This is a genomic window from Polynucleobacter sp. MWH-Adler-W8 (genome assembly GCF_001889925.1).
Lineage (GTDB): Bacteria > Pseudomonadota > Gammaproteobacteria > Burkholderiales > Burkholderiaceae > Polynucleobacter.
In genome coordinates this window covers 1-26,613 of sequence record NZ_LZFI01000005.1, presented here as the reverse complement: position 1 = coordinate 26,613, position 26,613 = coordinate 1, and the positions used below count along the sequence as shown (strand labels likewise).

Annotated in this window: 29 protein-coding genes; 16 read left to right on the top strand and 13 right to left on the bottom strand. The window is 45.2% G+C overall.

The annotated features are described in order from the left end of the window. The first annotated feature begins 10 nt into the window (after positions 1–10). The 5 genes from gspN to AOC28_RS06795 are packed head-to-tail and all read left to right on the top strand — an operon-like array spanning position 11 to position 6,846. Positions 11–841 carry a type II secretion system protein N gene (gene gspN / locus AOC28_RS06815; protein WP_072583227.1) on the top strand — a complete coding sequence of 277 codons (831 nt, stop codon included), beginning with the start codon at positions 11–13 and terminating at the stop codon, positions 839–841. A gap of 50 nt (positions 842–891) precedes the next feature. Then, on the top strand, positions 892–3,183 hold the full coding sequence (gspD, locus tag AOC28_RS06810; RefSeq protein ID WP_158009038.1) for a type II secretion system secretin GspD: 2,292 nt from the start codon (positions 892–894) through the stop codon (positions 3,181–3,183). Positions 3,184–3,229: 46 nt separating this feature from the next. Beyond that, positions 3,230–4,657 (top strand): ATPase, T2SS/T4P/T4SS family, encoded by a 1,428-nt coding sequence (locus AOC28_RS06805; RefSeq protein WP_083564253.1) that lies wholly within the window; start codon positions 3,230–3,232, stop codon positions 4,655–4,657. Positions 4,658–4,690: 33 nt separating this feature from the next. Continuing rightward, a complete protein-coding gene (gene gspF / locus AOC28_RS06800; protein ID WP_072583226.1) occupies positions 4,691–5,911 on the top strand; it encodes a type II secretion system inner membrane protein GspF in 1,221 nt (406 codons plus the stop codon). Between the two features lie 20 nt (positions 5,912–5,931). Continuing rightward, positions 5,932–6,846 (top strand): M23 family metallopeptidase, encoded by a 915-nt coding sequence (locus AOC28_RS06795; protein ID WP_158009037.1) that lies wholly within the window; start codon positions 5,932–5,934, stop codon positions 6,844–6,846. Positions 6,847–6,876: 30 nt separating this feature from the next. Here AOC28_RS06795 and AOC28_RS06790 read toward each other — a convergent pair whose 3' ends face one another. Continuing rightward, positions 6,877–7,896, bottom strand: a complete 1,020-nt coding sequence (locus tag AOC28_RS06790) for an ionic transporter y4hA (protein WP_072583224.1) — start codon at positions 7,894–7,896, stop codon at positions 6,877–6,879. A 90-nt stretch (positions 7,897–7,986) separates the two neighbouring features. On the opposite strand from AOC28_RS06790, the gene AOC28_RS06785 reads away from it, so the two are divergent. The 3 genes from AOC28_RS06785 to AOC28_RS06775 all read left to right on the top strand — a co-directional run bounded on the left by AOC28_RS06785 (position 7,987) and on the right by AOC28_RS06775 (position 9,124). Then, entirely contained in the window at positions 7,987–8,355 is a 369-nt protein-coding gene (locus tag AOC28_RS06785; RefSeq protein WP_072583223.1) for a CbiX/SirB N-terminal domain-containing protein, read from the top strand. Positions 8,356–8,417: 62 nt separating this feature from the next. Beyond that, a complete protein-coding gene (locus AOC28_RS06780; protein ID WP_083564252.1) occupies positions 8,418–8,753 on the top strand; it encodes a DUF6516 family protein in 336 nt (111 codons plus the stop codon). Next, a complete protein-coding gene (locus AOC28_RS06775) occupies positions 8,750–9,124 on the top strand; it encodes a hypothetical protein (protein WP_072583222.1) in 375 nt (124 codons plus the stop codon). Before AOC28_RS06780 ends, AOC28_RS06775 begins: the two co-directional genes overlap by 4 nt. A gap of 5 nt (positions 9,125–9,129) precedes the next feature. Here the strand turns inward: AOC28_RS06775 and cobA are convergent, their stop codons facing one another. From cobA to AOC28_RS06760, 3 genes are read right to left on the bottom strand one after another with little or no spacing between them, the layout of a single operon-like run. Continuing rightward, complete coding sequence (cobA, locus tag AOC28_RS06770) at positions 9,130–9,945, bottom strand: uroporphyrinogen-III C-methyltransferase (RefSeq protein WP_072583221.1); 816 nt, start codon at positions 9,943–9,945, stop codon at positions 9,130–9,132. A gap of 18 nt (positions 9,946–9,963) precedes the next feature. Next, a complete protein-coding gene (locus AOC28_RS06765; RefSeq protein WP_072583220.1) occupies positions 9,964–10,530 on the bottom strand; it encodes a DUF934 domain-containing protein in 567 nt (188 codons plus the stop codon). Continuing rightward, on the bottom strand, positions 10,527–12,242 hold the full coding sequence (locus AOC28_RS06760; RefSeq protein ID WP_072583219.1) for a nitrite/sulfite reductase: 1,716 nt from the start codon (positions 12,240–12,242) through the stop codon (positions 10,527–10,529). The genes AOC28_RS06765 and AOC28_RS06760 overlap by 4 nt, the downstream gene beginning before the upstream one ends. Positions 12,243–12,421: 179 nt before the next feature. Between AOC28_RS06760 and AOC28_RS06755 the strand changes: the two genes are divergently transcribed. Then, a complete protein-coding gene (locus tag AOC28_RS06755) occupies positions 12,422–13,699 on the top strand; it encodes a serine hydrolase domain-containing protein (protein WP_072583218.1) in 1,278 nt (425 codons plus the stop codon). 148 nt (positions 13,700–13,847) lie between these two features. After that, the gene (locus tag AOC28_RS06750) at positions 13,848–14,162 is read left to right on the top strand and encodes a hypothetical protein (protein WP_072583217.1); all 315 of its coding nucleotides are present in this window, start codon (positions 13,848–13,850) and stop codon (positions 14,160–14,162) included. Positions 14,163–14,190: 28 nt separating this feature from the next. On the opposite strand, the gene AOC28_RS06745 is transcribed toward AOC28_RS06750, so the two are convergent. The 4 genes from AOC28_RS06745 to AOC28_RS06730 form a co-directional block, all read right to left on the bottom strand. Then, positions 14,191–14,562: a type II toxin-antitoxin system death-on-curing family toxin gene (locus tag AOC28_RS06745; protein WP_072583216.1), complete on the bottom strand. Its 372-nt coding sequence runs from the start codon at positions 14,560–14,562 to the stop codon at positions 14,191–14,193. After that, positions 14,562–14,792, bottom strand: coding sequence for a hypothetical protein (locus AOC28_RS06740; protein ID WP_072583215.1), 231 nt, complete (start codon positions 14,790–14,792; stop codon positions 14,562–14,564). Before AOC28_RS06740 ends, AOC28_RS06745 begins: the two co-directional genes overlap by 1 nt. Positions 14,793–14,873: 81 nt before the next feature. Continuing rightward, the gene (locus AOC28_RS06735; RefSeq protein WP_237767762.1) at positions 14,874–15,233 is read right to left on the bottom strand and encodes a hypothetical protein; all 360 of its coding nucleotides are present in this window, start codon (positions 15,231–15,233) and stop codon (positions 14,874–14,876) included. A gap of 14 nt (positions 15,234–15,247) precedes the next feature. Next, on the bottom strand, positions 15,248–15,472 hold the full coding sequence (locus AOC28_RS06730; RefSeq protein ID WP_072583213.1) for a hypothetical protein: 225 nt from the start codon (positions 15,470–15,472) through the stop codon (positions 15,248–15,250). Positions 15,473–15,658: 186 nt separating this feature from the next. Here AOC28_RS06730 and AOC28_RS06725 point away from each other — a divergent pair, with 186 nt between their 5' ends. The 6 genes from AOC28_RS06725 (at position 15,659) to AOC28_RS06705 (ending at position 21,709) form a co-directional block, all read left to right on the top strand. Continuing rightward, positions 15,659–16,237: a DUF308 domain-containing protein gene (locus tag AOC28_RS06725; RefSeq protein ID WP_072583212.1), complete on the top strand. Its 579-nt coding sequence runs from the start codon at positions 15,659–15,661 to the stop codon at positions 16,235–16,237. A gap of 34 nt (positions 16,238–16,271) precedes the next feature. After that, positions 16,272–16,448: a hypothetical protein gene (locus tag AOC28_RS11380; protein WP_158009036.1), complete on the top strand. Its 177-nt coding sequence runs from the start codon at positions 16,272–16,274 to the stop codon at positions 16,446–16,448. A 31-nt stretch (positions 16,449–16,479) separates the two neighbouring features. Further along, positions 16,480–18,639 carry a TonB-dependent receptor gene (locus AOC28_RS06720; RefSeq protein ID WP_083564251.1) on the top strand — a complete coding sequence of 720 codons (2,160 nt, stop codon included), beginning with the start codon at positions 16,480–16,482 and terminating at the stop codon, positions 18,637–18,639. Between the two features lie 109 nt (positions 18,640–18,748). After that, positions 18,749–19,984: a PQQ-dependent sugar dehydrogenase gene (locus AOC28_RS06715; protein ID WP_237767761.1), complete on the top strand. Its 1,236-nt coding sequence runs from the start codon at positions 18,749–18,751 to the stop codon at positions 19,982–19,984. Further along, positions 19,981–20,580, top strand: a complete 600-nt coding sequence (locus tag AOC28_RS06710) for a c-type cytochrome (RefSeq protein ID WP_072583210.1) — start codon at positions 19,981–19,983, stop codon at positions 20,578–20,580. The genes AOC28_RS06715 and AOC28_RS06710 overlap by 4 nt, the downstream gene beginning before the upstream one ends. Positions 20,581–20,620: 40 nt before the next feature. Continuing rightward, complete coding sequence (locus AOC28_RS06705) at positions 20,621–21,709, top strand: acyltransferase (protein ID WP_072583209.1); 1,089 nt, start codon at positions 20,621–20,623, stop codon at positions 21,707–21,709. On the opposite strand, the gene yjgA is transcribed toward AOC28_RS06705, so the two are convergent. From yjgA to AOC28_RS06680, 5 genes are all read right to left on the bottom strand, one after another. Further along, positions 21,706–22,233 carry a ribosome biogenesis factor YjgA gene (gene yjgA, locus AOC28_RS06700; protein WP_072583208.1) on the bottom strand — a complete coding sequence of 176 codons (528 nt, stop codon included), beginning with the start codon at positions 22,231–22,233 and terminating at the stop codon, positions 21,706–21,708. The genes AOC28_RS06705 and yjgA overlap by 4 nt on opposite strands. A 59-nt stretch (positions 22,234–22,292) precedes the next feature. Continuing rightward, positions 22,293–23,060, bottom strand: coding sequence for a glycosyltransferase family 2 protein (locus AOC28_RS06695; protein WP_072583207.1), 768 nt, complete (start codon positions 23,058–23,060; stop codon positions 22,293–22,295). Positions 23,061–23,063: 3 nt separating this feature from the next. Further along, positions 23,064–25,025, bottom strand: coding sequence for a hypothetical protein (locus AOC28_RS06690; RefSeq protein ID WP_072583206.1), 1,962 nt, complete (start codon positions 25,023–25,025; stop codon positions 23,064–23,066). Positions 25,026–25,027: 2 nt separating this feature from the next. Continuing rightward, positions 25,028–25,924 (bottom strand): hypothetical protein, encoded by an 897-nt coding sequence (locus AOC28_RS06685; protein ID WP_072583205.1) that lies wholly within the window; start codon positions 25,922–25,924, stop codon positions 25,028–25,030. 88 nt (positions 25,925–26,012) lie between these two features. Next, on the bottom strand, positions 26,013–26,567 hold the full coding sequence (locus AOC28_RS06680; RefSeq protein ID WP_072583204.1) for an integrase core domain-containing protein: 555 nt from the start codon (positions 26,565–26,567) through the stop codon (positions 26,013–26,015). Positions 26,568–26,613: the final 46 nt, after the last annotated feature.

The window sequence follows — 26,613 nt, the reverse complement described above, 5'->3', positions numbered from 1 at the left end:
TGACTATTTCATGAAACTCGTCCTCGACTTTACTCATCCCAAGTTGCCTAAATTATTTTGGGCTGCATTGGTGTTTGCTTGCCTGGTGGTGATGGTTCGCCAAATGCCGATCAGCTGGGTAAGTGGATCGCTTGCATCCCAAACAGGTTGCCGCGTGATGTTGCAACAACCCATTGGAACGATTTGGCAAGGCAGTGCGGCTTTGGCATTTTCCGAGCCCAATGCCACGGAAGGTGGATGCCGCGATCCTATGTCCGTTACCGAACGCTTCCATTGGTCTACTGGCTGTAAGCTGTTATCCATGACTTGTAATACCGAGCTGCAATTTGCCGCTTTCGAGCAGCCTCAATTGATTAGTTGGAGTTTGAGTAAAACCCAAATTGCCTCTAATGAAATCAAGCTGCCGGCCAATGTTTTGGAGGGATTGGGTAACCCTTGGAGCACCTTACGCCCTCGCGGAGAGCTTGGGGCACGCTGGACCGATATCAATTTAGCGGGCTTAATGGCTAACTTACCCGCTTTCGGGGCTGGAAATACCCCATCGTCAGGAGTTATTCGAATTATCATAAGTAACCTGACCAGTCCTATAAGCCCTGTAAAGCCATTAGGCGGTTACGAGATTGCTGCAAATATTGCTGATACGGGTATGAATTGGACCTTATCAACTACAAGTGGCCCGCTCTTATTAAAAGGGCAAGGAGAATTTAGCAATAAGGCTGGTAGCAAAGGAATGCAATTTTCTGGTGAAGCAAGTGCCTCACCGGAGTCACAAGAATCCTTAATTGGGTTGTTGTCATTATTGGGTAAAAAAGAAGGTGATACGTATCGCCTGAAGTTTTAAGTTTTTAGATGAATTTACAAGTGAAGAATAGCGGTAATAAAGAAAATAGTATGCAAAAAGTATTCAGTCAAATGCAGAAGAACCTGCAACTCAACTTTAAGAAGCGCTTAGCGATCTTGGTTGTTATTTGCTTTGTCGGCGAGAGTGTCGTCATGCCTTTGGCTTACGCGCAAGCAAATCGCGCACCTTCTTCTGATAGCACTGTGCCTGATGAGGGCGCTGTAACTTTGTCCTTCTCTAATGCTGATATTGAGTCTGTTGCGAGTGTTTTAGCGAAGGCAACTGGCCAAACGATTTTGGTTGACCCTAAGGTTAAAGGTACTATCAATCTCATTAGCAATAGACCGCTCACCAAGGCTAAGGCAATTGATGCCTTCTCTACAGCCCTGCGAACATCAGGCTTTGCGCTGGTAGATGTGAATGGCGTTTACCGCGTAGTTCCTGAGGCCGATGCTAAGCTCATTAGTAACTCAGTCACAACGGGCAAGAGCAAGCAAGAGGGTGATCAGATCATTACGCGTGTGTTCAGACTCAATTTTGAATCTGCCAATAATTTACTGCCAGTGTTACGTCCACTTGTATCGCCGAACAACACCATTAATGCGTATCCCGGTAATAACACGATTGTGATTACTGACTACGCTAGCAACATTCAGCGTATTGGGCAATTGATCGAATCGATTGATGCACCGACTTCAAGCGACGTACAAAGCATCAAACTCAACTACGCCATTGCCTCAGATATGGCCACCATCCTCAGCAAGGTATTGGATACCGCTTCAACCGGTGGTGCCGATCCTTCGCTCAAAACCATGATTTTGGCTGAGCCACGAAGTAACTCTATTTTGGTACGCGGTCCTAGTGCAGAACGTATTCGTCAAATTCGTGTGTTGGTTGCTCGTCTTGATGTGCCTACCGCTAATAACGGCAACATTTGGGTAGTTCCGCTCAAGAATGCGGAAGCAGTTAAATTGGCGGTTACCTTACGTGCAATTGTGGCCGCCGATGCTTCTTTGTCAGCACAAGTAGGCGGCACTCCGGGTCAGCCAGGTGCCGTCAATCCTGCAGCCAATCTCAATCAGCAGACCGCTAATCAACAAGCCAGCACGGCTCCTGGTGCTTCAGGATCTTCTGCTGCTACTTCGGCTTTAACGAGTTCAAGCAACCCAACTACCGGCGGCATTATTCAGGCAGAGCCAGCTACCAATTCCATCATCATTACTGCTAGTGAGCCTTTGTATCGCAATCTGCGTCATGTGATTGAGCAACTAGATCGTCGTCGTACTCAGGTCTACATCGAGTCTTTGATTGCTGAAGTGAGCTCAACCAATGCGGAAGAGTTGGGAATTCAGTGGCAGGGCTTGGTTGGCTCTGGTAATCAAAACGTTGGCTTTGGTGGCACCAATTACACCAATGCTGAGGGGCAGACTGGCTCAAACATTATTGGGCTGGGTTCCAACGTCAACAATATTCTCAATCCAAGTAATGCAACTGGCATTGTTGTTCCGCCCGCACCTGGTTTGAACTTGGGCTTACTTACCAAATTCAATGGCACTTATGGCATGTCAGCCTTGATTACTGCTTTGGCGACAACCCAAGGCACGAATATTCTGTCAACACCAAACCTCATTACTTTGGATAACGAAGAAGCCCGTATTGTGGTGGGTCAGAACGTGCCGATCATCACTGGTTCGTATGCGCAAACAGGCTCAACCAGTACTGTTACGCCATTTCAAACCTACACCCGTCAAGACGTTGGCCTGACTTTACGAGTGCGCCCACAGGTTTCTGATAACGGTGTAGTGAAGATGCAGATTTATCAAGAAGTGTCTTCCATCTATAACCAAAACTTTGCGTCCGGCATTATTTTGAACAAACGTAATATCGAATCTAATGTCCTAGTGGATGATGGCCAGATCATTGTGCTCGGTGGCTTGATTGAAGATAAATACAATGATGGCTCCAATGGCGTGCCATTTTTAAAAGATATTCCAATTATTGGGGCGCTATTCAGGTCTGATTCAAAGACGAGGACCAAAACCAATTTGCTCGTCTTCATGCGTCCTTATATCTTGCGTGATAAAGATCAAGCTGCCGACATCACTACCAACCGTTTGAACTTAGTCCAGCAAACTGAAACTGCATTTAAGCAAGCGCCAATGCTCTTGCCTAAAGAGGATTTGACGAAGATGTCCGATATTGAGCCGCCATTGATTCCGCCTGGTAAACCAGTGAATCAGACGCCAAATAATCTGCCGTCTTCTGGATTAACTAAGCCAATTCCGGTAAGACCGTCGTCTGTTCCGGCTTTTGGTGCACCAGTGCCCATTCCGGTTCAATAAGACGATTCAATAAGACTATCCAGCAAGACGAGCTCAGCCCGAATCCATGCAGCACCTTCCCCGCGTTCCCTTTAGTTATGCCAAAGCAAATCAGATTTTGCTGATTAAGGGCGCGGTGAATGAGGGTGGTGAAGAGAGTGTTCCAACCTTAATTCATAGTCCTGAGACAGATCTTTCAGTCTTACAAGAGATCTGCCGTTTAGTGGGCCCCATTCTTCGTGTTGAGCAAACCAGCGAAGAAGTTTTAGAGGCGCTGAATGCTGCGTACTCCGAAGGTGATCTCAATGCGTCTCAAGTAGTAGATGAAGTAGAAGAGGCTGTAGACCTATCTCGCCTCTTACAAGAAATGCCAGTCTCTGAAGATTTATTGGAGATGAATGATGATGCTCCAGTGATTCGGATGATTAATAGTTTGCTTAAGCAGGCTAGCCGTGATGGGGCATCGGATATTCACTTGGAAGCATTTGAGCGCAAGTCCGTTGTGCGCTTTCGGGTGGATGGCAATTTGCGCGATATCGTTGATATGCGTCGTGATCTACATGCCGCTTTAGTTTCTCGTATCAAGATCATGGCTTCGCTCGATATTGCTGAGAAGCGGATGCCACAAGATGGTCGTATCTCTTTGCGCGTCGGTGGGCGCGCGATTGATGTGCGTGTATCTACATTACCTACATCGCATGGTGAGCGTGTGGTGCTGCGTCTGTTAGAGAAGAATTACGATCGCCTAGACCTGCGTGCACTAGGCATGGCCGAAGACACCTTTAATCAATTTGATCAGCTTATTCATCGTCCGCACGGCATTGTTTTGGTGACTGGCCCAACAGGTAGCGGTAAGACCACCACCTTATATGGCGCATTACTGCGCTTGCGTAACAAGATTAATAACATCATGACGGTGGAAGACCCGATCGAGTACAATCTTGATGGTATCGGACAAACCCAAGTCAACTCCCGTATTGATATGAACTTTGCCAGGGCCTTGCGCGCGATCTTGCGCCAAGACCCGGACATTGTGATGATTGGTGAGATTCGTGATTTAGAGACTGCGCAGATTGCAGTGCAAGCTTCTTTAACAGGCCATCTAGTATTAGCAACATTGCATACCAACGATGCCCCTTCAGCAGTTACGCGTTTGATTGATATGGGTATTGAGCCATTCCTACTATCATCTACTTTGTTGGGTGTATTAGGTCAACGCTTGATTCGGATGTCCTGTTCGGCTTGTGGCGGCAAAGGTTGCCCTACCTGTGGTGAGTCTGGCTATAGTGGTCGCGCCGGAATTTATGAGCTCATGACCACGAATGAAAAGATTCGGGAATTGATTCATCAGCATGCGGCTGAGAGTGATATTCGTAAGCAAGCTTTAGTAGCTGGCATGCGTACCTTAGCTGACGATGGCAAGCGCTGGGTAGCTGAAGGCAAAACGACTCCAGAAGAAATTCTGCGTGTTACTGGCTCAGTAGAAGTTGACTAAGCAAATCGACTAACTCAATCAAATAAATGAGCTATGCCACGCTATCGCTTTGAAGCCCTAACTTACGCAGGTAAGAGCGAGCGCGGTAGCGTTGAAGGCGAGAGCGTGCGTGCAGTGCGTCAGGCCCTGATGGCTAAGCAATTAGTGCCTGTCACGATTGATCTCGAAACCGAATGGGGCAAACAGCGTTTTTGGAATAAATGGTTTTCAGAAAACAAGCCGCTTAGTCGTGCAGATCTCGCGATCATTACCAAGCAAGTGGCGATCTTGGTGCGATCGGGCGTGCAGATTGATGAAGCACTCTCTGTGCTCGCTGAAGAAGCAAGCCAAGCCCATGTCAAAACAGTTTTACAGGCAGTGGTTGCTGAGCTTCGTGCCGGGTTACCTTTATCTAAAGCAATTGCAGGCCAACCACTTTCATTCGATCCTTTGTATCAAGGGGTGGTAGGAGCAGCAGAGCAGTCAGGCAAGATGGGGCAAGTACTTACACAGTTAGCTGAGTTCTTGGAGAAGCGTCAAGCCCTCAAAAACAAGGCAATGGGTGCCCTGGCATACCCGGCCATGCTGACGGGTGTGGCATTCATGATTGTCTTGTTCTTGATGACGTATGTTGTTCCGCAAATTGCGCGCGTGTTTCAGAGTACTAAGCAGGCTTTACCTTTTTCCACTCGCTTCATCTTGGGTTTATCAGAATTCATTGTGAACTGGGGTTGGTTGTTGGTGATATTAGTTGCCGCCGCTATCTTTTATGGGCGTCGTGCTCTCTCTAAAGAAGACATTCGTTTAAAGGTGGATCGTGCCTTACTGAATGCACCCTTATTAGGCCCGCTACTTTTGGGTTTTGAGACGGCGCGCTTTGCAAACACGATGGCAATGTTGGTTTCTGCCAATGTGCCTATCCTGACAGCCCTACACAGTGCTCGTAGCACTTTAGGTAACTCAGTCTTGCGTGCAGCGATTGATTCAACAGAAGTCAGATTACGCGAGGGCACCAGCTTATCCAGAGCCTTGGGTAGCCAAGGGGTGTTCTCACCAATCTTGATCCACTTGATTCGTTCGGGTGAGGCATCTGGCAAGTTAGATGAAATGCTGAAGTACGGGGCGGAGAACGCTGAGCTCGAATCTGAGCAAAAAACCAAAATATTTACCAGTTTGCTCGAACCTTTATTAATATTGGCTATGGGCTTAATGGTTTTGGGAATCGTAATGGCAGTGATGCAACCAATCTTAGAAATGAATTCAGGGGTAAGGTAATAAAAATGCAAATATTAATCATGACTGGACCGCACAGCAAAGTGAGAGAGATTTCTCTTACGGCTCGCCATTTGGTTTTCGGTGGAGCACTCAGCTTGGCCTTGCTTGTAGGCGCAAACGTTGCTATTAACGACGTTACCAATGAGACCAAAGATATCTTGCATGCGATGGAGAAAAAAGATCTTTTAGAGAAGCGCTTTATTGCAAACTCAGAAGATGACTACGAGACCAAGCTCATGGAGCTTCAAGCTAGATTGGATGAAGCCCAGCGTAACTTGGCTCAGCTAGACGACTTGCGTATGCAGTTAGCAAAAACCAATGGTGTGAATTTAGCTAGCAACTCAAGCAACTCAATTAACTACGGCAACAATGTGGTGGATCTCGGTAATGCTCAAGGTGGCCCACTCAGCCCGGCAAATGCGGTGATTAACTTAGGCAATCAAGGTGAGCAGTATGGTGCTCGCTTAGATCGCACCGTACAAGACTCCATTGCACTGAGCAATCGTGTGCAAGAAGTGCAAAAATCCCTGACACAAAGTTGGGATGTATCGAGCTCAATTCCTACGGCCTCACCATTGCCACTCATGCCTCAAGCTTCCAGTGGCCTAGGCTATCGCATTGACCCGATTACCCAGCAAACGGCTTGGCATGAAGGAACAGACTTCCCGGCAGCCTATGGCACACCAATCCTAGCAACGGCCGAAGGTGTAGTGATCCGCGCAGCCTGGGATCAAGAGTATGGCTATGTGGTCGATGTGCAGCATAAGAACGCAGTGGTAACAAGATATGCCCACGCCCAAGAGATCCTGGTAAAGCAGGGTGACTTTGTAAGACAATCCCAGGCGATTGCTAAGGTGGGCTCAACTGGAAGATCGACTGGTCCCCACTTACATTATGAGGTCTTAAGGGATGGTGTTACCTTAGGCAAGAACTAATAATTAGTAGCGCTTCGCTTGATTGCCTATTTAAGGAACTAAGCTTAAGAACAGATACTCTAAGAAGATGATGATATGAACTACACCTTGCAAGAGGGTAGTTCTACCAATCGCTAGAGTGAGTGCGCCAATAAAGAATGACAAATACATCAATGTCATATTGAGATCACTAATACCCAGACTTAGCGGGAGATTAAAAAAGATCGCAATGGCTGCAACTGTCGGAATGGTTAAGCCAATGCTGGCTAAAGCCGAACCCAAAGCTAAGTTCAAACTGCTTTGCAAGCGATTGGCCTTAGCCGCTCTAACAGCCGCAAAGCCCTCTGGCATTAATACCAACAGTGCAATCGCAATACCTACAATCGTTTTGGGCGCGCCTGCAGCTGCAACACCGCGCTCAATGGCCGGACTAAGAAGCTCTGCAAGACCTACTACAGTAATCAGGGATAGTAATAATAGAGCGCCACTAACTGCCGTCTTCAGTCCACTGGGCTTTTGAGCATGAACGTTACTATCTGTTTTCTTATCTTCCCTCTTCGGCAAGTAGTAATCGCGATGACTAACTGTTTGGAAGAATAAAAATGCAATGTAGAGTGCAAATGAAGCTATGCCTGCAAAAGCAAGCTGGCTCTTTGTGAAGTCAGGACCAGGTGTGCTGATAGTCACAATTGGCATGACCAAAATAAAAGTAGCCAATGCAGTTAATACTGCTAATGCTGAATTAGTTCCTTCATTACGAAAGCTCATCTCATGATGGGTTAAACCACCCATAAAGATGCAGAGACCAATCACGCCATTAATCACAATCATCACCGTAGCAAATACCGCATCTCTGGCAATGAACTCAGATCCTTCATGACCAGTGAGCATCATTGAAATAATGAGTGACACCTCAATAATGGTGACGCTAATAGAGAGTATTAGTGTGCCAAATGGCTCACCTGTTTTATGGGCAATCACTTCGGCATGGTGAACAGCAGCTAGAACTGCTCCAATCAGCGTGACGCTCATGAGCGCGATGAACCAAGTTTGGCTGAGTAAGTTAGTCATGGGCTGTCTGATTTGATCTTCAAAATAAGGTTAAGCTATCGGTAAATCGTATAACAGTTGAGTCATATTAAAGAGAGTGTATAGCCATCCATGAAAGCCATGATCTTATTTGGGCACGGTGCCCGTGATAGCCGCTGGCGTGAGCCTTTTGATCGTCTGGCTGCTTTATGGCAAGAGCAGCATCCCAGCATACCTGTAGAGTTGGCTTTCTTGGAAATGATGCAGCCTTCACTAGAGGAGGCGGTTGCTAGCCTGAGCGCTAAAGGCGCTACTGAATTGACTATCGTGCCAGTTTTCTTTGGACAGGGTGGCCACTTACGAAATGACTTCCCAGTTTTACTAGAAGAGTGCCGGGGTAAATTCCCCAACGTTCAATTAAGCGCGACGCCTGCTGTTGGTGAGGATTTGGCTGTCTTGCAAGCGATTGTCGATTTTGGGAGTCGAAATATAGGGTTGTAGTCATTAGCCATGCTTGTAATACAGGTATGTAATATAATTACATACCTGTATTACAATGAGCCATGACAAAAAAAGTTAGGCCTAAGCTTGAATCCTTAATTGAAAGAGAAACATTTAAGTTAAAGGCAGGTAGCGGTGTTTTGAGCTTTGAAGTTTGGGGTTATATCAGTGAGGGTAAAACAGTAGTGACTCGCTATAACCTGGCATATATCAATCGGTTGATTTGCCAAAAAGATAATGGCAGAGCGCTTGGATTTGACAATGCTCATGATTATCACCACAAGCACTACATGGGTAAGGTGACCCCAGTATCTTTTGTAAGCTATGAAAAAACATTAGAACGTTTTGAAAAAGAGTGGCAAGAAATTATCAAGGAAGTAAAAAAGGGTAAAAAATGACAAAGATGATAATTCGTACCGATACCGTTGAGGGCTTCTTTGATCGCGCTAAAAAGGCCGCCCAAAAAAGTGATCGTGGAGAGGCGCTCAAGAAATCGGCCACCTTTTCGTTTGAAGACCCGCAAGAGATGTTTATGGTGCTATCCGAGGCGCGTAGACGTCTAATGCTGGAGGTGATGAATGAGCCTAAAACTATTACGCAATTAAGTCATAAATTGCACCGTGATCGCTCTGCTATCAATAAAGATATTGGGATGTTAGAAAAGATTGGCCTTTTGGTGTCACAAAAGATTAGTAACCCAGGGCATGGTATCGAAAAGATGGTTCAAACAGTTGCGCCCAAGATTGAGATGATTGCAACTTTAGGGTAACCGTTTTAGCCTGCTTTCTGCAGGCATTCATCAATTTTTTCCTCAGCAGTATCTGAGGCTAATGTGATGGAGGTTCTCAAAGCCTCACCAATCATAATAAGTGCAGGTGAGGCGCTATCAAACCATTGATCTGCTTTGCCAGCAGCCAACTCTTGTAAGGTGCTTATCCATAAACGCTCGCGTGCAGTGCTCACTGCTTCCAAGATTTGTACCGGTGTATTGCTATGTTGATTGGGGCTTTGTTCAATCAGTTGTTGTGCAATACGCGCAGCATCTTTGCGGCCCATGTAATACACCAGAGTGTCAGCTGAAGGATTTGAAATCGGCTGCCCTGGAGCGACATTCTCAGTGCCCTGAGCTAAGGTGATAAACGCCACACTACGGGATACTCCGCGCAATGTCAGTGACTGCTGAATGCTTGCTGCGCCAGCCAGGGCGGCAGTAATTCCCGGCACAACCTGAACTTCAATCCCAGCAGCTTTGAGAGCCTGGATTTCTTCATCGGCACGACCAAAGAGCATCGGGTCGCCACCTTTGAGGCGCACAATCACTTGATGCTTTTGTGCGGCGTCTACTAAGCGCTTATTAATAAATTGCTGTGCTGAAGACAGCTTGCCACAACGCTTACCAACCTCGATCTTCTCGGCTTGTGGACATAGCGCCAGCATCTCAGGATCAACCAAGGCGTCATAGAAAACAATGTCCGCTTGTTCCAATAGTTTGGCACCACGAACTGTAATCAGATCCACGGCACCCGGTCCGGCACCCACTAAATACACTTTGCCAAGCGGATTGTTGTTATTGGTAGGCGTTGTTCTCATAGTCACGGAATCTATTTCCTAGGCGCTTAATGTTGAACGCTGATCACGCCAGCTATTTTGGGTGGTGACTGTATACAAATCAAACTGTTTTAAGGCGACATCCAGTTTTTGATCAGGACGTAAGCCAAAGCTATCAAAGCCAACACGAGCGCCCTGTAGGAGCTGATCAATTAACACATCACCAATGGCGCGGATCTCACCTTGCCAAGCAAAACGGTTACGCAATAAGGCGGCAGTACTAAAGCTGCGACCATCTCTAAAGATAGGAAAGTGTGCTGCCACTAAAGGCCAGACCTGTTTGCCTGCATCAATCACATCGGCATGTTTCAGAATGTCATCATCAGTAGCAAACCACACACCAATCTGACCATTATTGGCTTTAGCAGCTACATCCACTTCATGATGATGCTCAAGCCACCATGTAAACGGCACCAATACTTTGTGGGCGCCATGCTCCAGGTCAGGCAAACCACCTTCATCTTGGCTGCCGCTCCATACTTGCCATTCATTTGTGGCGAGGGTGGGTTTACCGCCTTTAGGGAAATGCAAAATCTCTTGATGGGAGGTGATATTGAGTTGACTCATGCAACACCCCCTTCAATCGCTCTCTCTTTTTTCTTAGCGTTCTCACCTTTATCTCTATAGGCCGCTTCTTTAAAGGGTGCTACCCCAACGCGACGATAAGTCTCAATGAATGGCTCATCGCCACTGCGCTCACCTACATAAGTGTTGATTACATTGGTGATGACATCTGGAATTTCATCGGCGTAGAAAGAAGGGCCAATCACTTTGCCGATAGAGGTGTCATTGCCTTGCTCGCCACCTAATGTGACCTGATACCACTCTTCTCCGTCTTTATCCACACCCAGCACGCCAATATTGCCAACGTGGTGATGACCGCAGGAGTTAATGCAGCCGGAGATGTTTAGGCTGATATCGCCTAAATCAAATAGGTAATCTAAATCATCAAAGCGCTCTTGAATCGCTTTGGCAATCGGCAAGGACTTGGCATTTGCTAATGAGCAGAAGTCGCCGCCAGGACAGGCAATGATGTCAGTCAACAGGCCAATGTTTGGTAGGGCGACTTTTTGCTTCTTGGCCTCTTGCCAGAGTTCAAATAACTTGGCTTGCTCAACATCGGCTAATACTAAGTTTTGCTCATGGGTGACACGTAATTCTCCAAAGCTATATTGATCAGAGAGATCAGCAATAGCATTCATCTGCGCAGTAGTAGCATCACCAGGCGCTACTGTGCCATGTGGTTTGAGTGACAGAATGACGCTGGTATAACCTGGGATCTGATGTGGCTTGACGTTACGTTCAATCCAACGAGCAAATGCAGCACGCTCTACTTCTGGGGCACTAGCTAAAACTTGTTCAGCGCTCAGTGCAGACAATGTTTTGTATGCCGGCTTTGTGAAATGCTGCGCAACACGATCCCACTCGGCTTGAGTGAAGTTGTCATCACCATTTTTGATGTGAGCCCATTCACCCTCGACTTGACGTGCGAATTCTTCTGGGCCCAAAGCCTTCACCAAAATCTTGATGCGGGCCTTGTAGAGGTTGTCTCTTCTGCCGAAACGGTTATAAACACGTAGCAGGGCGGTGAGATAGCTTGGCAGTACATTCCAAGGGAGCCCTTGTTTAATCAGGGATCCAAGGATCGGAGTGCGACCCATGCCGCCGCCAGCGTAGATGTCAGCAGTTAATTCTCCAGCGGCATTTTTCTTGAGCTCAATACCAACGTCATGGCAAAGCAACACTGTGCGATCTTCTTTTGCACCATTGACTGCAAACTTAAATTTACGCGGTAAGTGGGCAAACTCAGGATGCAAGGTTGACCATTGGCGTAAGAGTTCACAAATAGGACGAGTGTCTACATATTCATCAGCAGCAACTCCAGCAAAAGCATCGCTTGTAATATTGCGAATACAGTTTCCAGAAGTTTGGATTGCATGCATTTCCACTTTAGCAAGCTCAGCCAAAATATCTGGAGTGTCTTCTAGTGTTACCCAGTTGTATTGAATATTTTGACGTGTAGTGAAATGACCATATCCACGGTCATACTTTTCAGAGATGAGTGCCAGCGTGCGTAATTGCTTTGCACTAAATAAACCGTAAGGAATGGCAACGCGCAGCATGTAGGCATGCCGTTGGTGATACAAACCATTTTGGAGTCGTAGCGGACGGAATTCTTCTTCGGCAAGAGTGCCGTCTAAGCGTCGAGCAACCTGGTCGCGGAATTGGGCAACCCGTTGATCTACAAGGGTTTGGTCAATGGCATCGTATTTATACATAAGGAGGCTATTGTCATATTTGACAGATATTTCTACAAATAATTAAAAGTTGATCCTATATATCTAAATACATATAAAGATGCTGAATTTGATCGCTTTCTAAAAAGTCTGCTTCAATAGGCTCAGAGGGATAAAAAGCCCCAAGAATTGCATTAAATAAACAATAGCGGAGACAAAAGATGAAGAAATTAAGGGCGATCAGCCTTATTGCTGGATTATTAGCCAGTACAACCCTGTTTGCAGCGGATACCTCAAAAGCACCATTGCCTTTGAGCGCCACCCCAGGGCAAGGATTTAGCCAAGAAGGTCTCAAGAGAATCGATGCGTTCTTTGCAGATCAAATTGCTGCCAATAATATGGCTGGCGCCGTTCTAGCGGTCTCTAAAAATGGCAAGCTCACGATCTTTAAACCTTATGGCTACTTAGATAAGGCCAACAACAAGCCTATGACTACGGATGCTATTTTCAATTTGGCATCGATGACCAAAGTGATGTCCTCAGTGAGCGCCTTAACTTTTTACGAGGAAGGCAAACTTCCTTTGAATGCACCGATCTCTAATTGGTTGCCGCAATTTAAGGACATGAAAGTAGGCCAAATTGATAGCGATGGAAAGCTTAATTTAATTCCAGCTAAAAATCCGATTACTATCCAAGATCTCATGCGCCATACCAATGGCTTAACGTATGGCGGTCGTGGTGCTACACCAGTGCATAAGACATATCCAGCTGGCTCTGCGCCAGCAGCAGTGCAATACACAGCAGCAGAGTTTATTGATAAGTTAGCAAGCAACCCATTGTTATATGAGCCTGGTACAGCCTGGGATTATGGTTTTGGTCTTGATGTACTTGGCATTATTGAAGAAAAAATTGCCAGCAAATCATTGGGCGCGATCATGCAAGAGCGAATTTGGAATAAGGTTGGTATGCCGAACACCACCTTTGATCTTGCCGAGAAAGACCGTCCGCGTTTAGCGCAGCCGCTCCCACTGGATCCATTGACTGGCAAGCCACAGAAGGTGGATATTCATTCGCAGAAAGTGAAGTTTGATTGCGGTGGTTCCTGCGCTTATTCCACTGCGGGTGATTACATTCGTTTTGGGCAAATGTTGCTGAATGGCGGAAGCTTGGAGGGTAAGCGTGTGCTTGGACCGCAGACAGTTGCGTTCATGACTTCAAATCATCTCAATAAAGATATTAAGAACAATGTGAGCGGTACCGAGCCAGGACGTATGGGTTATGGATTTGGTCTGGGCGTTGCAGTGCGTACCGATAGAGGCCTATCAGCTATCAACGGTAACGTTGGAGATTTCACCTGGAATGGCGCTTACGGAACCATCTTTTGGGCCGATCCAAAAGAGCAGATGGTTGTAGTGATGATGGGTGTTGCGCCAGGAGAAATTCGTAAGGTGCATCGTGAGCAACTTAACGCAGTCATTTATGGAGCCTTAGAGAAGTGATTCATCTAGGTACCATTATTTGAGTATGGTTTTTCCGCTCTTTAAAATAAACGCAGTCACTAAATATGACTGCGTTTTTTATTGTTTAAATTTTTTCGAAGGAGATCGACATGATGTAACTAGTAAATAAAAGTAAGAGGAGTTTGTTATGTCGAGAACGTTTAGACGTAAAAATCAAAAGCATGAATATATTTGGGTGTTAAAAGATTGGGATACCTTTTTTAAGGGGGTGCGTACCGTTCACCATAGCCCGCAATCACCTGCTGGACGTAAAGCAATCGCAGTTTTTCACTCAGATGCACAGGTCACCATGGCAAGTGCGGCACCTCGTTGGTATCGGAGGGCATTTGAGCATCGGCGCCGCACAAGAAACAACAGGGTAATGAGGCTATGGCTTAAGGGTTTGGCAGATCCGATTTTTGAGGTCCGCCATAGACATGATGCTAATTGGTCATGGTGGTAATGCCGGCAGTCAGGTAATTTTTGGGGGATTAAATCGGCTGACATATTGTGCGCAACCACGCATCAATAAAGTCGAATTTTAATTCACCCTTTTCAAACATTGAGATAATTTTGTTATGCAATGTCTTGGATGTAGCATGGATACGAAAGCCGTTTAATCGTAAAAAGGTATCCATGACAGCAAATGCAATTCTTTTGTTTCCATCAACAAAAGGGTGGTTAATGGCAAGACTTTCGAACAGCGCGGCTGCTTGACTGATCACATCCTTGTAATACCCAGATTGTGGGCGATTTAGGGCGGATTCAAGTGCGGCGATATCTCTTATGCCTGGTGAGCCGCCGAATTGATGTATCAAGACGCCATGCATCGACATGACCTCTTTGGTTGAAAGATAAAGCACTACTTAGCAAGCTCTTTGTAGAGATCTTCGAATTCTTGAAGGCTTTGAGCAAAGTGCGACATCGCTATGCGGCTGTTGATGGAAAAACCTTTTTTATTAAGGTAGTCACGGAAGGCCTCATCTAAGACAGCATGAAACTTGCGGCCCTCGGAATCAGCTATTTGGTGCAGGCCATTTAATACATCTGGGCTGGCCTGAGATGAGAATTTGCTTAAATTTAGGTTTCCCATGGGATTTTCCTCGCTTTTCAAGATTATTCTTGAAATTTCATGAAAAATCAAGAAAAGTCAGTCACCCCTTAAATAGCAGGTTTAAAGCCCGTATTCTCGATAGTGTCTGTAAAGATTGGCGATAGATGCAAAGCCAAGAACCACAATCAGTACGGCAAATAAATATTCAGTTGTGAGGTAGGTAAAAATGCCCAAGTGAATCAAGACGGCTGCGCCTATAAAGGCGGCAATCGAGCCAAAAGCCACAAGTCTGAAATTGGGTATAAAGGCGCCCAAGGTAATGGCGACAAACACGAGGTAGAGCTCCGATACCAACTGATCGGCAGTTACAAAAATACTATTGGTAAGTTCTGGATTGGTAAATTTCCCCAAGACAGCAATGATGAGGATAGAAGCCAAGACCGCAAAGTTCAATTGCGCTTTAACTAAGATTTCTTTCAATGGGATGCCCATTTTTATGAAGCACTGCCGTTAAATACCAGGCTCATCCCAATCCAAAGGATGACAAAGGCAACTAAGACGGTGGAGCCGATTTTCTTTAGGAAGTACTCTAGGGTATCCATATAAGCCTCATCGTTTCGGCCGAAGTAATGGTCAAAGCGCTTCCAAAAAAGGCGGCCTACGACTAGAGGCAGAAGTATGGCAACGATGCCTAAGATAACGGTGAGGGTGTTATTCATGGGGGATAACCTTCTTTGCTAACAATCCCCATTGCTGAGGGTGTAAAAGGATAAAGAATACCCTTTTTTGTTTTTTGCCCTGCTAGGCACTGGTTCAGCGATCAAATTAGCAATATTCGTGCTCAAACTGGGTTTGTTGATACAGTAGAGGCTACTTTTGTAACTACTTCAACAGAAAGCATTCATATGGCCGAACTCAACACCGCACAGATTAATGAAATTCGTACCAAAGTATTGGGCGCAGCCGCCAAGGTTCCTGGCGCTTTAATTGGCCTTGGAATTTTATTTATCGTGCTTGGCATGATTGGTATCGCAGGTCAGACATTGTTTTCTTTTATCTCAATAAATATTCTAGGAATCTTCTTATTTGCTGGCGGCATCTTGCAAGGCGCTCATGCTTTGAAATCACAAGGCTGGAAGAGTGTTGGAGTGCAACTCGTTTTAGCGGCCCTTTATATTGCAGCCGCAATCTTTACTTGGGCCTTCCCAATTCCAGCGCTTGAGGCAATTACCTTGTGGCTAGCTGCCATCTTTTTTGTGACTGGCGCATTGCGTTTGATCTCGGCATTTCAGCATCGTCACTTCCGTGAATGGTTCTGGTTGGTGCTGTCTTCAGCAATCTCTATCTTGATGGGTGTACTGATCATGAATGGTTATCCAGAGTCTAGCCTTTGGCTACCTGGCATGTTGATCGCCATTGAGCTTTTGCTGCAAGGTTGGTCATTGCTCTTCATGGGCTTAGCAGCTCGTTCATTGATTAAGTAATTGAGATTCGTTCGCTAGAGTAGAGAGCTTCATCATGACTATGAAAAAAACGGATCTCTATAAGAATCTCGCACTGAAAACTGCGCAGGGAATGAAAAACGCTGCCAAGTCTCCTAAGCTCGGTGTTGCTGAGAAGGCTAAATCCAAAAAAGAACTAGCAAATGCCAATCCTTTGCTAGCTTCTTTAATGGGTAAGACTAAATCCAAGTAGTTGCTTACTTAGGTGTAGAGAGGTATTGGATATGCATCAGAGGGCACTCCTCAAATCATGCGTATCGACGCTGATTTTGTTGGTTGCATCCGGCGCAGTGAATGCACAAATTGCACCCCCGCCAGATTACGATCAAAAACTCAGTGATGTTGTAGTAAGTGCAACTCGCTCTGGTACGCCGCTGGATCAAATGTCATTGAATACAACGATTCTGACAAAAGAAGTTTTAGAGTCCTCGCCCGATCAAACCATTGATCAAGTTCTCAAGAATGTGCCTGGAGTTTTCTTAAACGACGTCCCTTATTACCAAAAAGATCCAACAGGTCAAAGTATTAACGTCCGTGGCTTAGGCTATGGACGCACCCTTGTTTTAATTGATGGCCTGCCAGCGAATGATGCCTTCTACGGAACGGTGCAATGGAATTTAGTTCCCATGTCATCGATTGAGTCGGTTGAGTTTGTGCGCGGGGGAGTCTCTAGCTTGTGGGGAAACTATGGCATGGGCGGCGTGATTAACATCAACACAAAGACGCCTAAAAATAGCGGACAAGACGTCTCTGCTAGTTATGGATCATTTGCTGCGGGCAATGTAGCGGCCTCAAAAGATTTAATTGTTTCAGATGCGATGCAGATGCGTTTCTCGGCAGACTACTTCTCTAGTGAAGGCTTTCAGAACTACGCGACGATATCCCCAGGATCTACCAGCAATATTAAAAATGGCATGGGCACCGATGCCGTTAAGAATTCTAATGTCCGGCTCCAAAATTACTTTAAGCCAACGCAAGATACCAATGGGTTTTTGAGGATGGGTTACAGCACAATGGCGGATCTCAGCAATAACTATGCCATCGCCCCCAACTTAATACAGACGGCCGATGTGGCTGCTGGATCAACTACTAATTTGGATGTTGATAAAAAAGTCCAAGTTAATGTGTACTATCAGGCTACTAATTTCTATAAGCAGACGGCAAACAATTTGAGTGCAGCGCCTTATAAGCCTTATGTCAATGCGAACTACACTGATCCTTATTCGACTGTAGGCGCGTCAGCGCAATACACCCATGACCTAAAGGCAGCAGGAATTGATCAATACATTCTTGGGGTTGATGCTAGAAATATCTCTGCATCGAATCAAACTAATAATTTGGCGACCACAGGCGTAGTGAGTTCGGTGAACTACGCGCAGGGTCAGCAAAATTTTTATGGTTTATTGGGGCAATTAAAGTCAAATGCGACCGCTATTCCGCTGGAGACTACTTTGGGTGCGCGAATCGATTCATGGAATAGCCAAACTCCAACATCCTATAATGCGGGCGCGAATGGTGTAAGTCCTTTGTATCAAGCCATCCCTAATCAAAGTAAGACGCAGCTGAGTCCATCTTTGGGATTACTTTATAAGGCAACCCAAAACTGGGACTTACGAAGCGCAGCTTACCAAGCCTTTCATGCGCCAAGCATGAATAACACTCTACGTAGTTATGGAAATTCAGTGAGTGGCTATTCTTTAGCAAATCCTAATTTAACGCCTGAGACGATGACGGGGTATGAAGTTGGAACAGACTATCGATGGAAGAGTGGTTTTGCGCAACTAACGGCTTTCAATAACTACATTCAGAACGCTATTGCGAGCTACAGAATCACCAATGCGAATGCCGCTTCCGCTACTAGCCTTTGTGCTACTGCGGGTATTTCGGGTTGTAGCGCAAGTACGGGGGGCTACACAAATGTTAGCTACTACACTAACCAGCAAAATCTCTTAAGTAGAGGTATTGAACTGCAGTATCACCAAGATGTAAATGCGCAATGGGCTCTTGATGGAGGTTATAGCTATACAAATACTATCCTGACTTGGACTGCAACAACCGATCCAATTAATACGCAGGTGGGTGGTGTGCCGAGAAATATGGCCAATGCTGGCCTAACGTATTACCCGGTCCCACGAGCAAGTTTGACTACAACAGTTCGGTATGTCGGCAATTCATGGATGTCTACGGGATCCTTGCCGGTACCGGCTTATGCACTCGTTGGTCTCAAGGCGAACTATGAACTGACACCGCAGGCTTCAGTCTTTGCTTCGGTGGTGAACTTATTTAATCGCCAATACGTTACCTTCAACATTGCCTCTCAAGCCTCGGCTTATCAGGCTGGTATGCCTCAGGCAATCACCGTGGGCGCGCGTCTTCAGTTTTAAGTAATCGATTTGTTGCGCTGCAGTAGATTGAATGGGTTAAATTAGATGCACAAAAATGCTATAGCATTGCTTTATTAATAAAAATAAACAAAATTATGGGAGATTCAGAATGAAGCAGAACATGAAGCACAACACCCTTCAAGCACTAATGTTTGCTGCCGGCATGGCAGTTGTTAGTATTGCTGGCGCACAAGCTCCTGCTGCTGCATCAGCTAGCGGGATCCCGCCAACCTGGGCCCAAGGCAGAACAGCCGATGGCATGAATCCTTCATTGGCACCTAATCCTCCTGGCATCTCTGCTATGCCTGCGGATGAAATTCCTGTTAGCAAACTCAAAGTGCCTGCTGGTTTTAAGGTGGAGCTCTGGGCCTCTGGCATGCCTAATGGCCGCTCAATGACAGAGTCTCCAAGTGGCACTGTTTATGTAGGTACTCGTTTTACTGGCAATGTTTATGCAGTGGTAACGAAAGATGGCAAGCGCGAAGTAAAGACCATTGCTAAAGGCTTGCATCGTCCTAATGGTGTTGCATTTGTGAATGGCTCGCTTTATGTGGCCGAACTCTCACGCATTATTCGTTATGACAATATTGAGAAAAATTTAGATAACCCACCAGCACCAGTAGTGGTATTCGATGCGCTTCCTAAAGATGAGCCGCACGGTTGGAAGTTCATGACATTAAGCCCTGATGGACAGTATTTGTATTTCCAGATCGGTACGCCAGCTAATATTGTTGTACCGCCATACACTCATGCTGCGATAGTACGCTTAAACTTGAAAACTAATATTTTGGAATACGTGGCTACTGGTGTACGTAACAGCGTTGGTATGGATTTCCAAAAAGGTACAAAAGAACTTTGGTTTACCAACAATGGCCGTGATTGGGCAGATGAGAACCTACCAAACGACACCTTAAATCGATTGGCTCATAAAGGTATGAACTTCGGTTATCCATTCTGTCATCAAGGCGACTTCTTGGATCCTGAGTTCGGTAAGGGCCGTTCATGCGATGAGTTTGATAAGCCAGAAATGAAACTAGGCGCTCACGTTGCTGCTTTGGGTATGCGTTTTTATAATGGCAATATGTTCCCAGCAGAATACAAAGGCAACATCTTTATTGCTGAGCATGGCTCTTGGAATAAAACGAAGAAATCCGGTTATCAAGTTGTACGTGTAGTTTTGGATGGTAAGAACAAACCAGTCAAGCTAGAGCCATTTATTACTGGCTGGGTTGAGGGTGAAAACTTTTGGGGCCGTCCAGTAGATGTACAAATGCTCAAAGACGGTTCTATGTTGGTATCCGATGATGAGACCGGTGCAATCTTCCGCGTGTCTTACGGTAAATGAAATCAGTAATCAACACTAAGGCCATCCTCGGGGTGGCCTTTTTTACCACTCTTTGTTTATCACCGGTTGTCTATGCTGCACCTCCTGATGCAGTAGCTGGAAAAGTAAAAGCACAAACTTGTTTTGCTTGTCATGGTGAGGATGGTCTCTCTATATCCCCAGAAATCCCCAATCTTGCTGCGCAGCCACCACTTTCTATTACCTATCAATTGATTCAGTTCAGAGGGCAGCAGCGTAAGGGCGGGGCGATGGAAGCTCTTGCTGCACCACTCAGCGATCAAGATATGCGAGATATCGCTGCTTACTTTGCCAGTTTGCCTGCACCGCCTTCAAAATCAGGGAATGCCGATCAAATTGCCAAGGGACAGCAAATCTCTAGTACCCAGTATTGCAATTCATGCCATGGTCCACAGCTTCAAGGTCAGAAACACATTGCACGTTTGGCTGGGCAATCCAAGGAATATCTCATTACTCAGCTAAAGAATATTCGATCTGGTGCTCGAATTGATATGGATGGCACAATGGGAAGTGCGGCACGCGGCCTCAGTGATGATGATATTGATGCCTTGGCTGCCTATGCTGCTTCTCTGAAGTAGTTCAAGCGGCCCCCGATCAACCCTTTATTCAATATTTTCATTGCAGTCCAAAAACCATTTTCTTCTCGTCGATTTTTTAAAGACCTTCGCAGCCTTAATCATTATTCTTCACCATTTTTCGAGTTATGGCCAAATTGCAGAAGATGCCAGGCTACTAATCCCGGGGGTGATGACTTGGTTGTTTGAGTATGGCCGTTACGCAGTGCAAATCTTTTTGGTCATGGGCGGGTATCTTGCAGCCCAATCATTGACGCGCTCTAATGACCTGAAGAGTGCTCGCAATGTGTTGAAGGTAATCTTTAATCGTTACTTGCGATTATTTGCGCCCTATGTAGTGGCGCTCATTCTTACGATTGTTTGCGCCTGGATTGCGCGCTTTTGGGTGCGGGATGAATTTGTTGGTGAATCAGAAACCCTAGGACAGTTCTTGGCCCATTTATTTTTTCTGCAAGGCATCTTAGGTTTAGATTCGATTTCTGCCGGCGTTTGGTATGTGGCGATTGATTGGCAGCTTTATGCCATTCTGGCAATTATGTTGGGGATGTTTCCCGGCTTACGCTCCCTGATATGGACGCTGTTGGTACTCTGCGTAGCATCCTTACTATTTTTTAATCGCTCTGGCGCTTATGAAAACTACTTCATTTACTTTATAGGGGCCTATGGACTGGGTGTGCTGGCACAGCTTTGCAAGAATTATCCTGACCCCACGGTAAATCGATTTGCCAAAATCATGTTTGCAGGGATTGGCGTGGTCATTATTGTTTCTAGCTTTCACCAAATGTGGCTGAGAAATATATTGGCTTATATAGTCGCCATTGCCCTAATCCTTTGGGGAGACTCGGCCTATAAAGATCAGAAGCAAGACCAGAAGCGCCCTCAACACCAATCCAGAAAACACAAGCTGGTAAATGTCATTCTCTGGGGGAGCAGAAGATCATATTGCGCTTTCTTAATTCATTTCTCGTTTGTATTGCTGGCAAACACGCTGTATATCGCTTGGGGAATGAGCGGCTTTCATGATGGCGTCATGGCGCTTGCTTTGATGTTGGTTGCTATTGTTGCTAGCTGGGTGACAGCAACCTATCTCTATCGCTGGGTAGAAGTGCCTGCTCGCAAGATTAAGCTTTAAAGACCCATATCTTTCAGAACGCGAAAAATTTCGCGGTAGGCTTTAGGCGGCTTGTTTTGTTCTTTCTCGCGACGCGCATTCCGAATTAAGGTACGCATATTCTGAATATCCATATCGGGATATTGCTCAATCATCTTCGTAAACGCTTCATCATTTGCAATGAGTCTATCGCGATAGCTTTCCAAGAAATGTAGCTTGGCAGTCTCAGCTTTGCTCACACCTTGAATCGCATCTAAACGCTTCTGGATCGCATCCAATTCTTCGTCGTCTAAAAAGCGCATGAGTTTGCCAAGATATTGCTTATGACGACGAATCGCTTCAAAACTCTTAATTTTGTTAGTCTCTGCAATAGCGGCCTTAATTGCTTCATCAAGAGGGATAGTCTTCAAGGCATCGCTACTGAGGGCGGCCAACACTTCTGCCAATTTCTGGCGTTCAGTCATTTGGCGCTTTAGTTCTGACTTGCTGGGCCCATCTTCAGGGTCAACTAGCTTGGGAGTGCGATTCTTCTCATTAATGTGCATGCCATCATTTTAGACGGGCATTGGAAAAAAATCTGGGTTTCAGGGGATCTCGGGCGCTCTTAGTTCAGCTGAATAAGCTTCGAAGGATCTTCTTTTAAGAAATTTGGTTTAAAAATACCCAATTTAGCCAATCTGAACTGAATGCTAACCTTAACTACTCCGAGTCCATAGGTGATGCTTCTAGATAGATTTATGGAAGAGGCGTCTGAAAAGTATTTGGTGGGGCACGACACTTCTCCAATTGAAAATCCAAACCATATACATTGGGCAAGCATTTGATTATCAAAAACAAAGTCATCAGAATTGCTAAGTAGTGGAAGGGTTAATAAAACTTTACTGTTCCAAGCTCTATAGCCCGTATGATATTCAGATAATTTGTGACCGCATAAAAAATTTTGGAAAGCCGTAAGACAGCGATTGGCAATAAATTTATACATAGGCATTCCGCCTGAAAGAGCACCAATACCAAGGATGCGGGATCCTAAGACGACATCATAGTCAGCCTCGGCAATCATAGATGCCATAGCGCGAATAAGTTTTGGCGAATATTGATAATCAGGGTGAAGCATGACAATAATATCTGCATGCTGTTTCAATGCTTCTGTATAGCAAGTTTTTTGATTTCCGCCATAACCCTTGTTTTTAGGATGACGTACAACTATTAAGTTGAGGCTTTTTGCCAGGGCTGCCGTGCTATCGTTACTAGCATCATCTACCAAAATCACTGTATCAACGATATCTAGAGGAATCTCTTGAAATGTTTTTTGGAGAGTTTTTTCTGCGTTGTAAGCGGGCATCACTACCGCTATTTTTTTATTATTCAGCATTTTTTATTTGCAAGTAACAGTAGGTTTTGAAGGGCTCTGGCAAAGATCAATAATCCTATCTCGGCCGTCGTCATAAATTGGTTTATAAATTTTACCTAATTCGAGAAGTTGGTTATTAACCAGCTGCTCTCGCTCGGCCAAGGTTCTTCCCCATTGGCCAGCAGCATTTAAGCAATATTTAATAAAGTATTCGCTATTACGCTTAGAGATCCAGTGCCTATAGGAGTGCATCACATATCTAATGTTGTGGGATCTTAAGTATTTAGCCATATCTTCAGCAGATTCATTAAATGGCAATTTTGTGGGCCCCGCGTTCCCAGGGTAGTCCATTACATATATTTTATTACGTGAAAAGTCTAGGAGAAAGGGCGCCTCTACCTGGCTTAATATAATTTCTTTATTCGGAACAATTGCCTGCATTTTTTTGTACCGGGATGCATTTTCTGAAATGTGGGCAGACAGAATGTCGGTATCTGCCGCCGTACTCCTATCAAACACATACATTCTGGTGTACATGCCATCGGTAAATAGATGTCTACCAACCCGCTTTGTTTGGTTAAGCATCAAAATAGAAGCGATGGTTAAAGTGAAAAAAACTAAATACTTTGTATATCGCAAGTCAAGAGGGCGGAGGGGATTTCTAATTTTGTCGCCGAGTATGCATAAGTTATTAATAATTAAGAATGCACACGGCGTAGCAAGAATGACATAGCAGTATCGATACATGCCTGCGGGGGTAAGTGCTAAAACTAATGTAGACGGTATAGTTAGTGCACAGAGAATCGTAGCAAATCTTCTGTTGTCGGAACTATTGGAGCGCGTCCAAAAAGTTAGCCAGCTAACTAGTAGCAAGCCATATAGAGGAAGAAATTCGCTAACAGCATCTAAAAATTCTGGTTTCGTAACGAACCCAAACCCACCTGAGTGAGAAAAGCCTTTACCTAATAATGGATAAAAATACGTGCCATGGTTTGTATGGCTAGCCAGCATCCATGGAGTGAGAATCGCGACCAGTCCTACTAAGGCAATCAAAAAATTTCTTAGTACAGAGATTTTTTGATGCCCAATAATCTGAGAAATTGCGGCAACACCTACAAACAGAAATGCGGGAGCAATTAAATTTCCCTTTAATAATATGAGTCCTCCACAGAGCAGGCCTAATAGCGCACCTTCTCTGGGGGTATAGGATGGGCTCAGTTTTTGTCCGAAAAGTAAGATTCCATACGCGATTGCGCACCCCAATAAAATTGGGGATACATTCGTATATTGGGCAAAAATAGCCACAATAAGCGCTACTAAAAAAGCTGCATAAGAGACCCAAAATTTTTTGCCGCTTAAGAGTACATGGTCAATGCAAAGCAATGCGAGCAGAAGAAAGCCTGTCCCTGCCTCTGCTATATGAAGGTGGGCTAAAGGGGCGGCGCTAAAAATGAGCGCATTGATATAGTCGCCCCCACCTAAGCCATGTTCAATCCCTCGTTGATTGAAGTAATCGCCCCCCGAAAACCCTTCGCTTAATATTCGGATCGGAAAAATAATATAGCTGCTGTAATCATCTCCTGGATTAAAAGGGTAATAAATTGCGTTGAGGCAGTAAGCAAAAATAAGGGCACTAACCGAAAAAATCGCCAACCATCTGCCGTACTTAAGACGTGAGTTAGAGTTAAGTGCTCTTGACTCTTTAGTGGGTTTAATAAGCCTGAGAAATTCGTTGATATTCACCAAAAATGCTATACAAACCCCAATGACGATTAAGTTGCGAAATAATTGGTAACTACCCAGGCGGAAAAGCTCGATATAGCCGCTCAAAATTAAAAACGTCAGAACCCCTAGTAGGGTTTTAAATCCGAAATAAGATTTCCACTCCGGGAATGTGACGCGAGAAATTAGTGATCCGTACCCATAAAATGATATGAAGGCAGCCCCAAAATACAAAAAGGTTTGTGCTATTTCGGAAAAATTCATTTTTATTGTTCGGTTATCTTTAAATAGTGCTCTTTCGACACTTGTAATTGTGTGGGAATGTTTTCATCATGTTCCAGCATCAGTGGGTGGACTATCAGAGCTCCACTTTTCACTTGTAATGCAATAAACAGGGCCTCAGCCCTCTCTGTGTAACCCCCAAGAACACCCCAATGGGTTTCATAAGGGGCTTTGTTTGCCCAGGGCGTTACTTCATCGACAAATGCCTTAAGCCAACTTGCAAGCTTTATAAAAACTGGTCTTGGCAGTAGATAGGTTTGCCATAGAGTCAAGGGTTGGTTGCGAAGGTCGTTCATAGACCAATGAGTGCCAAAGAAGTTGTTATAGCTCTCAATGAGATAGGGCCAGTTAAATGCATAGGATGCAGTCATGGGGCTTAGTTGCCCAGTGCTATCCATGATCTTTCCATCGACTTGTGCATAAGCAATTTGTGGAGCAATAAAGGCTGGGTTGATTGCTCTTCTGACAAGCCGTCTTATTTTATTAACGAGCCCCTCTTGCGATTCACCCTTGGCTATTTTTCTGAGCAAGCTCGCAGATTTTTCAGTCCACCGCATATCGTATTGCGTGACACCTATGAGATCTGAATCTGGAAATAGATTATTGGAGAGTATATGGAGAAAGCACGATGTCTCCATATATCCAAGTTGTTGCAGTTCTGGATTATAGATATCTAGCTGATACTCTAATGTGACTCCGGGGGCGTTTGCTAAATCTGTATTTTCAACGCCATCTTTGCCTATCATTTTCTTATTCGTTTTTTCAATATTCACCCCATAAAACACAAACCATTGGGCTATTTCCGCATCCGTAAAATGAGGGAAAATTAACTGTTGATCTAATGTTTGATGAAAAACAATGAGAATTTTTAACGAGGACATTTGGGCGGCGGGCAATTAGAGGGCTGATGATGGCTTTAGTTTTCTGAATTGATGTTTCCGTGAAGTCCCATATATTGTAGTTATCCAATCAGAAAACCCTTTGTGAGAATAAGTATGAACCCATTTTCTGTGTTTGAGGAATAATTGTATTAGTCCAATACATCCTGGACTGCGGTTGCAGTTGAAGTAGATATTCTACGGGTGAGATTGGTAGGTTGTGTAAGGATGTTGTTTTCTTAGGGTTTGGCTTGGTCGACAGGTGGGGTAGCTGCGTGTTGTAGAAGATCAGCCAGTCGCTCATCTTTTCATTAAACAGGGCTAAATCGGTAAAAAGTAAGTCCTCGTGGTAATCCACAAAGCTCTCTTGGATGGTGCGGTTAAAGCGTTCACAATGGGCGTTCATTTTGGGGGTTTTAGGATAGGTCTTCCAGTGTGTAAGCTCATTTTGGGCCATGAGCTGTGCGAACTTACCCTTAAATTCACTGCCATTGTCGGTTAAGGCTTTCGAGCCCGCTAAATCAGGGAAGTTCGTAGTAATCGCCTCATGAAGCTGGGCGGCATGGCCACTAGTGCCCGATGGCGGCGCATAAGCAAAGGCAATGTGGGTTACAGGATCAATCGAAGTGAGGATAAAACGCTTCATGCCTTGGTGTAGTATCCCCCGTCAACCCGACATTCCTAAAGTGTTG

Coding starts and splice junctions, on each gene's coding strand:
- AOC28_RS06740 (WP_072583215.1), bottom strand. CDS start 14,792: ATGGGAAACCTAAATTTAAGCAAATTCTCATCTCAGGCCAGCCCAGAT.
- gspF (WP_072583226.1), top strand. CDS start 4,691: ATGCCACGCTATCGCTTTGAAGCCCTAACTTACGCAGGTAAGAGCGAG.
- AOC28_RS06780 (WP_083564252.1), top strand. CDS start 8,418: ATGACAAAAAAAGTTAGGCCTAAGCTTGAATCCTTAATTGAAAGAGAA.
- AOC28_RS06785 (WP_072583223.1), top strand. CDS start 7,987: ATGAAAGCCATGATCTTATTTGGGCACGGTGCCCGTGATAGCCGCTGG.
- AOC28_RS06720 (WP_083564251.1), top strand. CDS start 16,480: ATGCATCAGAGGGCACTCCTCAAATCATGCGTATCGACGCTGATTTTG.
- AOC28_RS06690 (WP_072583206.1), bottom strand. CDS start 25,025: ATGAATTTTTCCGAAATAGCACAAACCTTTTTGTATTTTGGGGCTGCC.
- AOC28_RS06750 (WP_072583217.1), top strand. CDS start 13,848: ATGTCGAGAACGTTTAGACGTAAAAATCAAAAGCATGAATATATTTGG.
- AOC28_RS06775 (WP_072583222.1), top strand. CDS start 8,750: ATGACAAAGATGATAATTCGTACCGATACCGTTGAGGGCTTCTTTGAT.
- AOC28_RS11380 (WP_158009036.1), top strand. CDS start 16,272: ATGACTATGAAAAAAACGGATCTCTATAAGAATCTCGCACTGAAAACT.
- AOC28_RS06680 (WP_072583204.1), bottom strand. CDS start 26,567: ATGAAGCGTTTTATCCTCACTTCGATTGATCCTGTAACCCACATTGCC.
- gspN (WP_072583227.1), top strand. CDS start 11: ATGAAACTCGTCCTCGACTTTACTCATCCCAAGTTGCCTAAATTATTT.
- AOC28_RS06755 (WP_072583218.1), top strand. CDS start 12,422: ATGAAGAAATTAAGGGCGATCAGCCTTATTGCTGGATTATTAGCCAGT.
- AOC28_RS06760 (WP_072583219.1), bottom strand. CDS start 12,242: ATGTATAAATACGATGCCATTGACCAAACCCTTGTAGATCAACGGGTT.
- AOC28_RS06695 (WP_072583207.1), bottom strand. CDS start 23,060: ATGCTGAATAATAAAAAAATAGCGGTAGTGATGCCCGCTTACAACGCA.
- yjgA (WP_072583208.1), bottom strand. CDS start 22,233: ATGCACATTAATGAGAAGAATCGCACTCCCAAGCTAGTTGACCCTGAA.
- AOC28_RS06730 (WP_072583213.1), bottom strand. CDS start 15,472: ATGAATAACACCCTCACCGTTATCTTAGGCATCGTTGCCATACTTCTG.
- AOC28_RS06765 (WP_072583220.1), bottom strand. CDS start 10,530: ATGAGTCAACTCAATATCACCTCCCATCAAGAGATTTTGCATTTCCCT.
- AOC28_RS06715 (WP_237767761.1), top strand. CDS start 18,749: ATGAAGCAGAACATGAAGCACAACACCCTTCAAGCACTAATGTTTGCT.
- cobA (WP_072583221.1), bottom strand. CDS start 9,945: ATGAGAACAACGCCTACCAATAACAACAATCCGCTTGGCAAAGTGTAT.
- AOC28_RS06725 (WP_072583212.1), top strand. CDS start 15,659: ATGGCCGAACTCAACACCGCACAGATTAATGAAATTCGTACCAAAGTA.
- AOC28_RS06685 (WP_072583205.1), bottom strand. CDS start 25,924: ATGTCCTCGTTAAAAATTCTCATTGTTTTTCATCAAACATTAGATCAA.
- AOC28_RS06795 (WP_158009037.1), top strand. CDS start 5,932: ATGACTGGACCGCACAGCAAAGTGAGAGAGATTTCTCTTACGGCTCGC.
- gspD (WP_158009038.1), top strand. CDS start 892: ATGCAAAAAGTATTCAGTCAAATGCAGAAGAACCTGCAACTCAACTTT.
- AOC28_RS06805 (WP_083564253.1), top strand. CDS start 3,230: ATGCAGCACCTTCCCCGCGTTCCCTTTAGTTATGCCAAAGCAAATCAG.
- AOC28_RS06710 (WP_072583210.1), top strand. CDS start 19,981: ATGAAATCAGTAATCAACACTAAGGCCATCCTCGGGGTGGCCTTTTTT.
- AOC28_RS06790 (WP_072583224.1), bottom strand. CDS start 7,896: ATGACTAACTTACTCAGCCAAACTTGGTTCATCGCGCTCATGAGCGTC.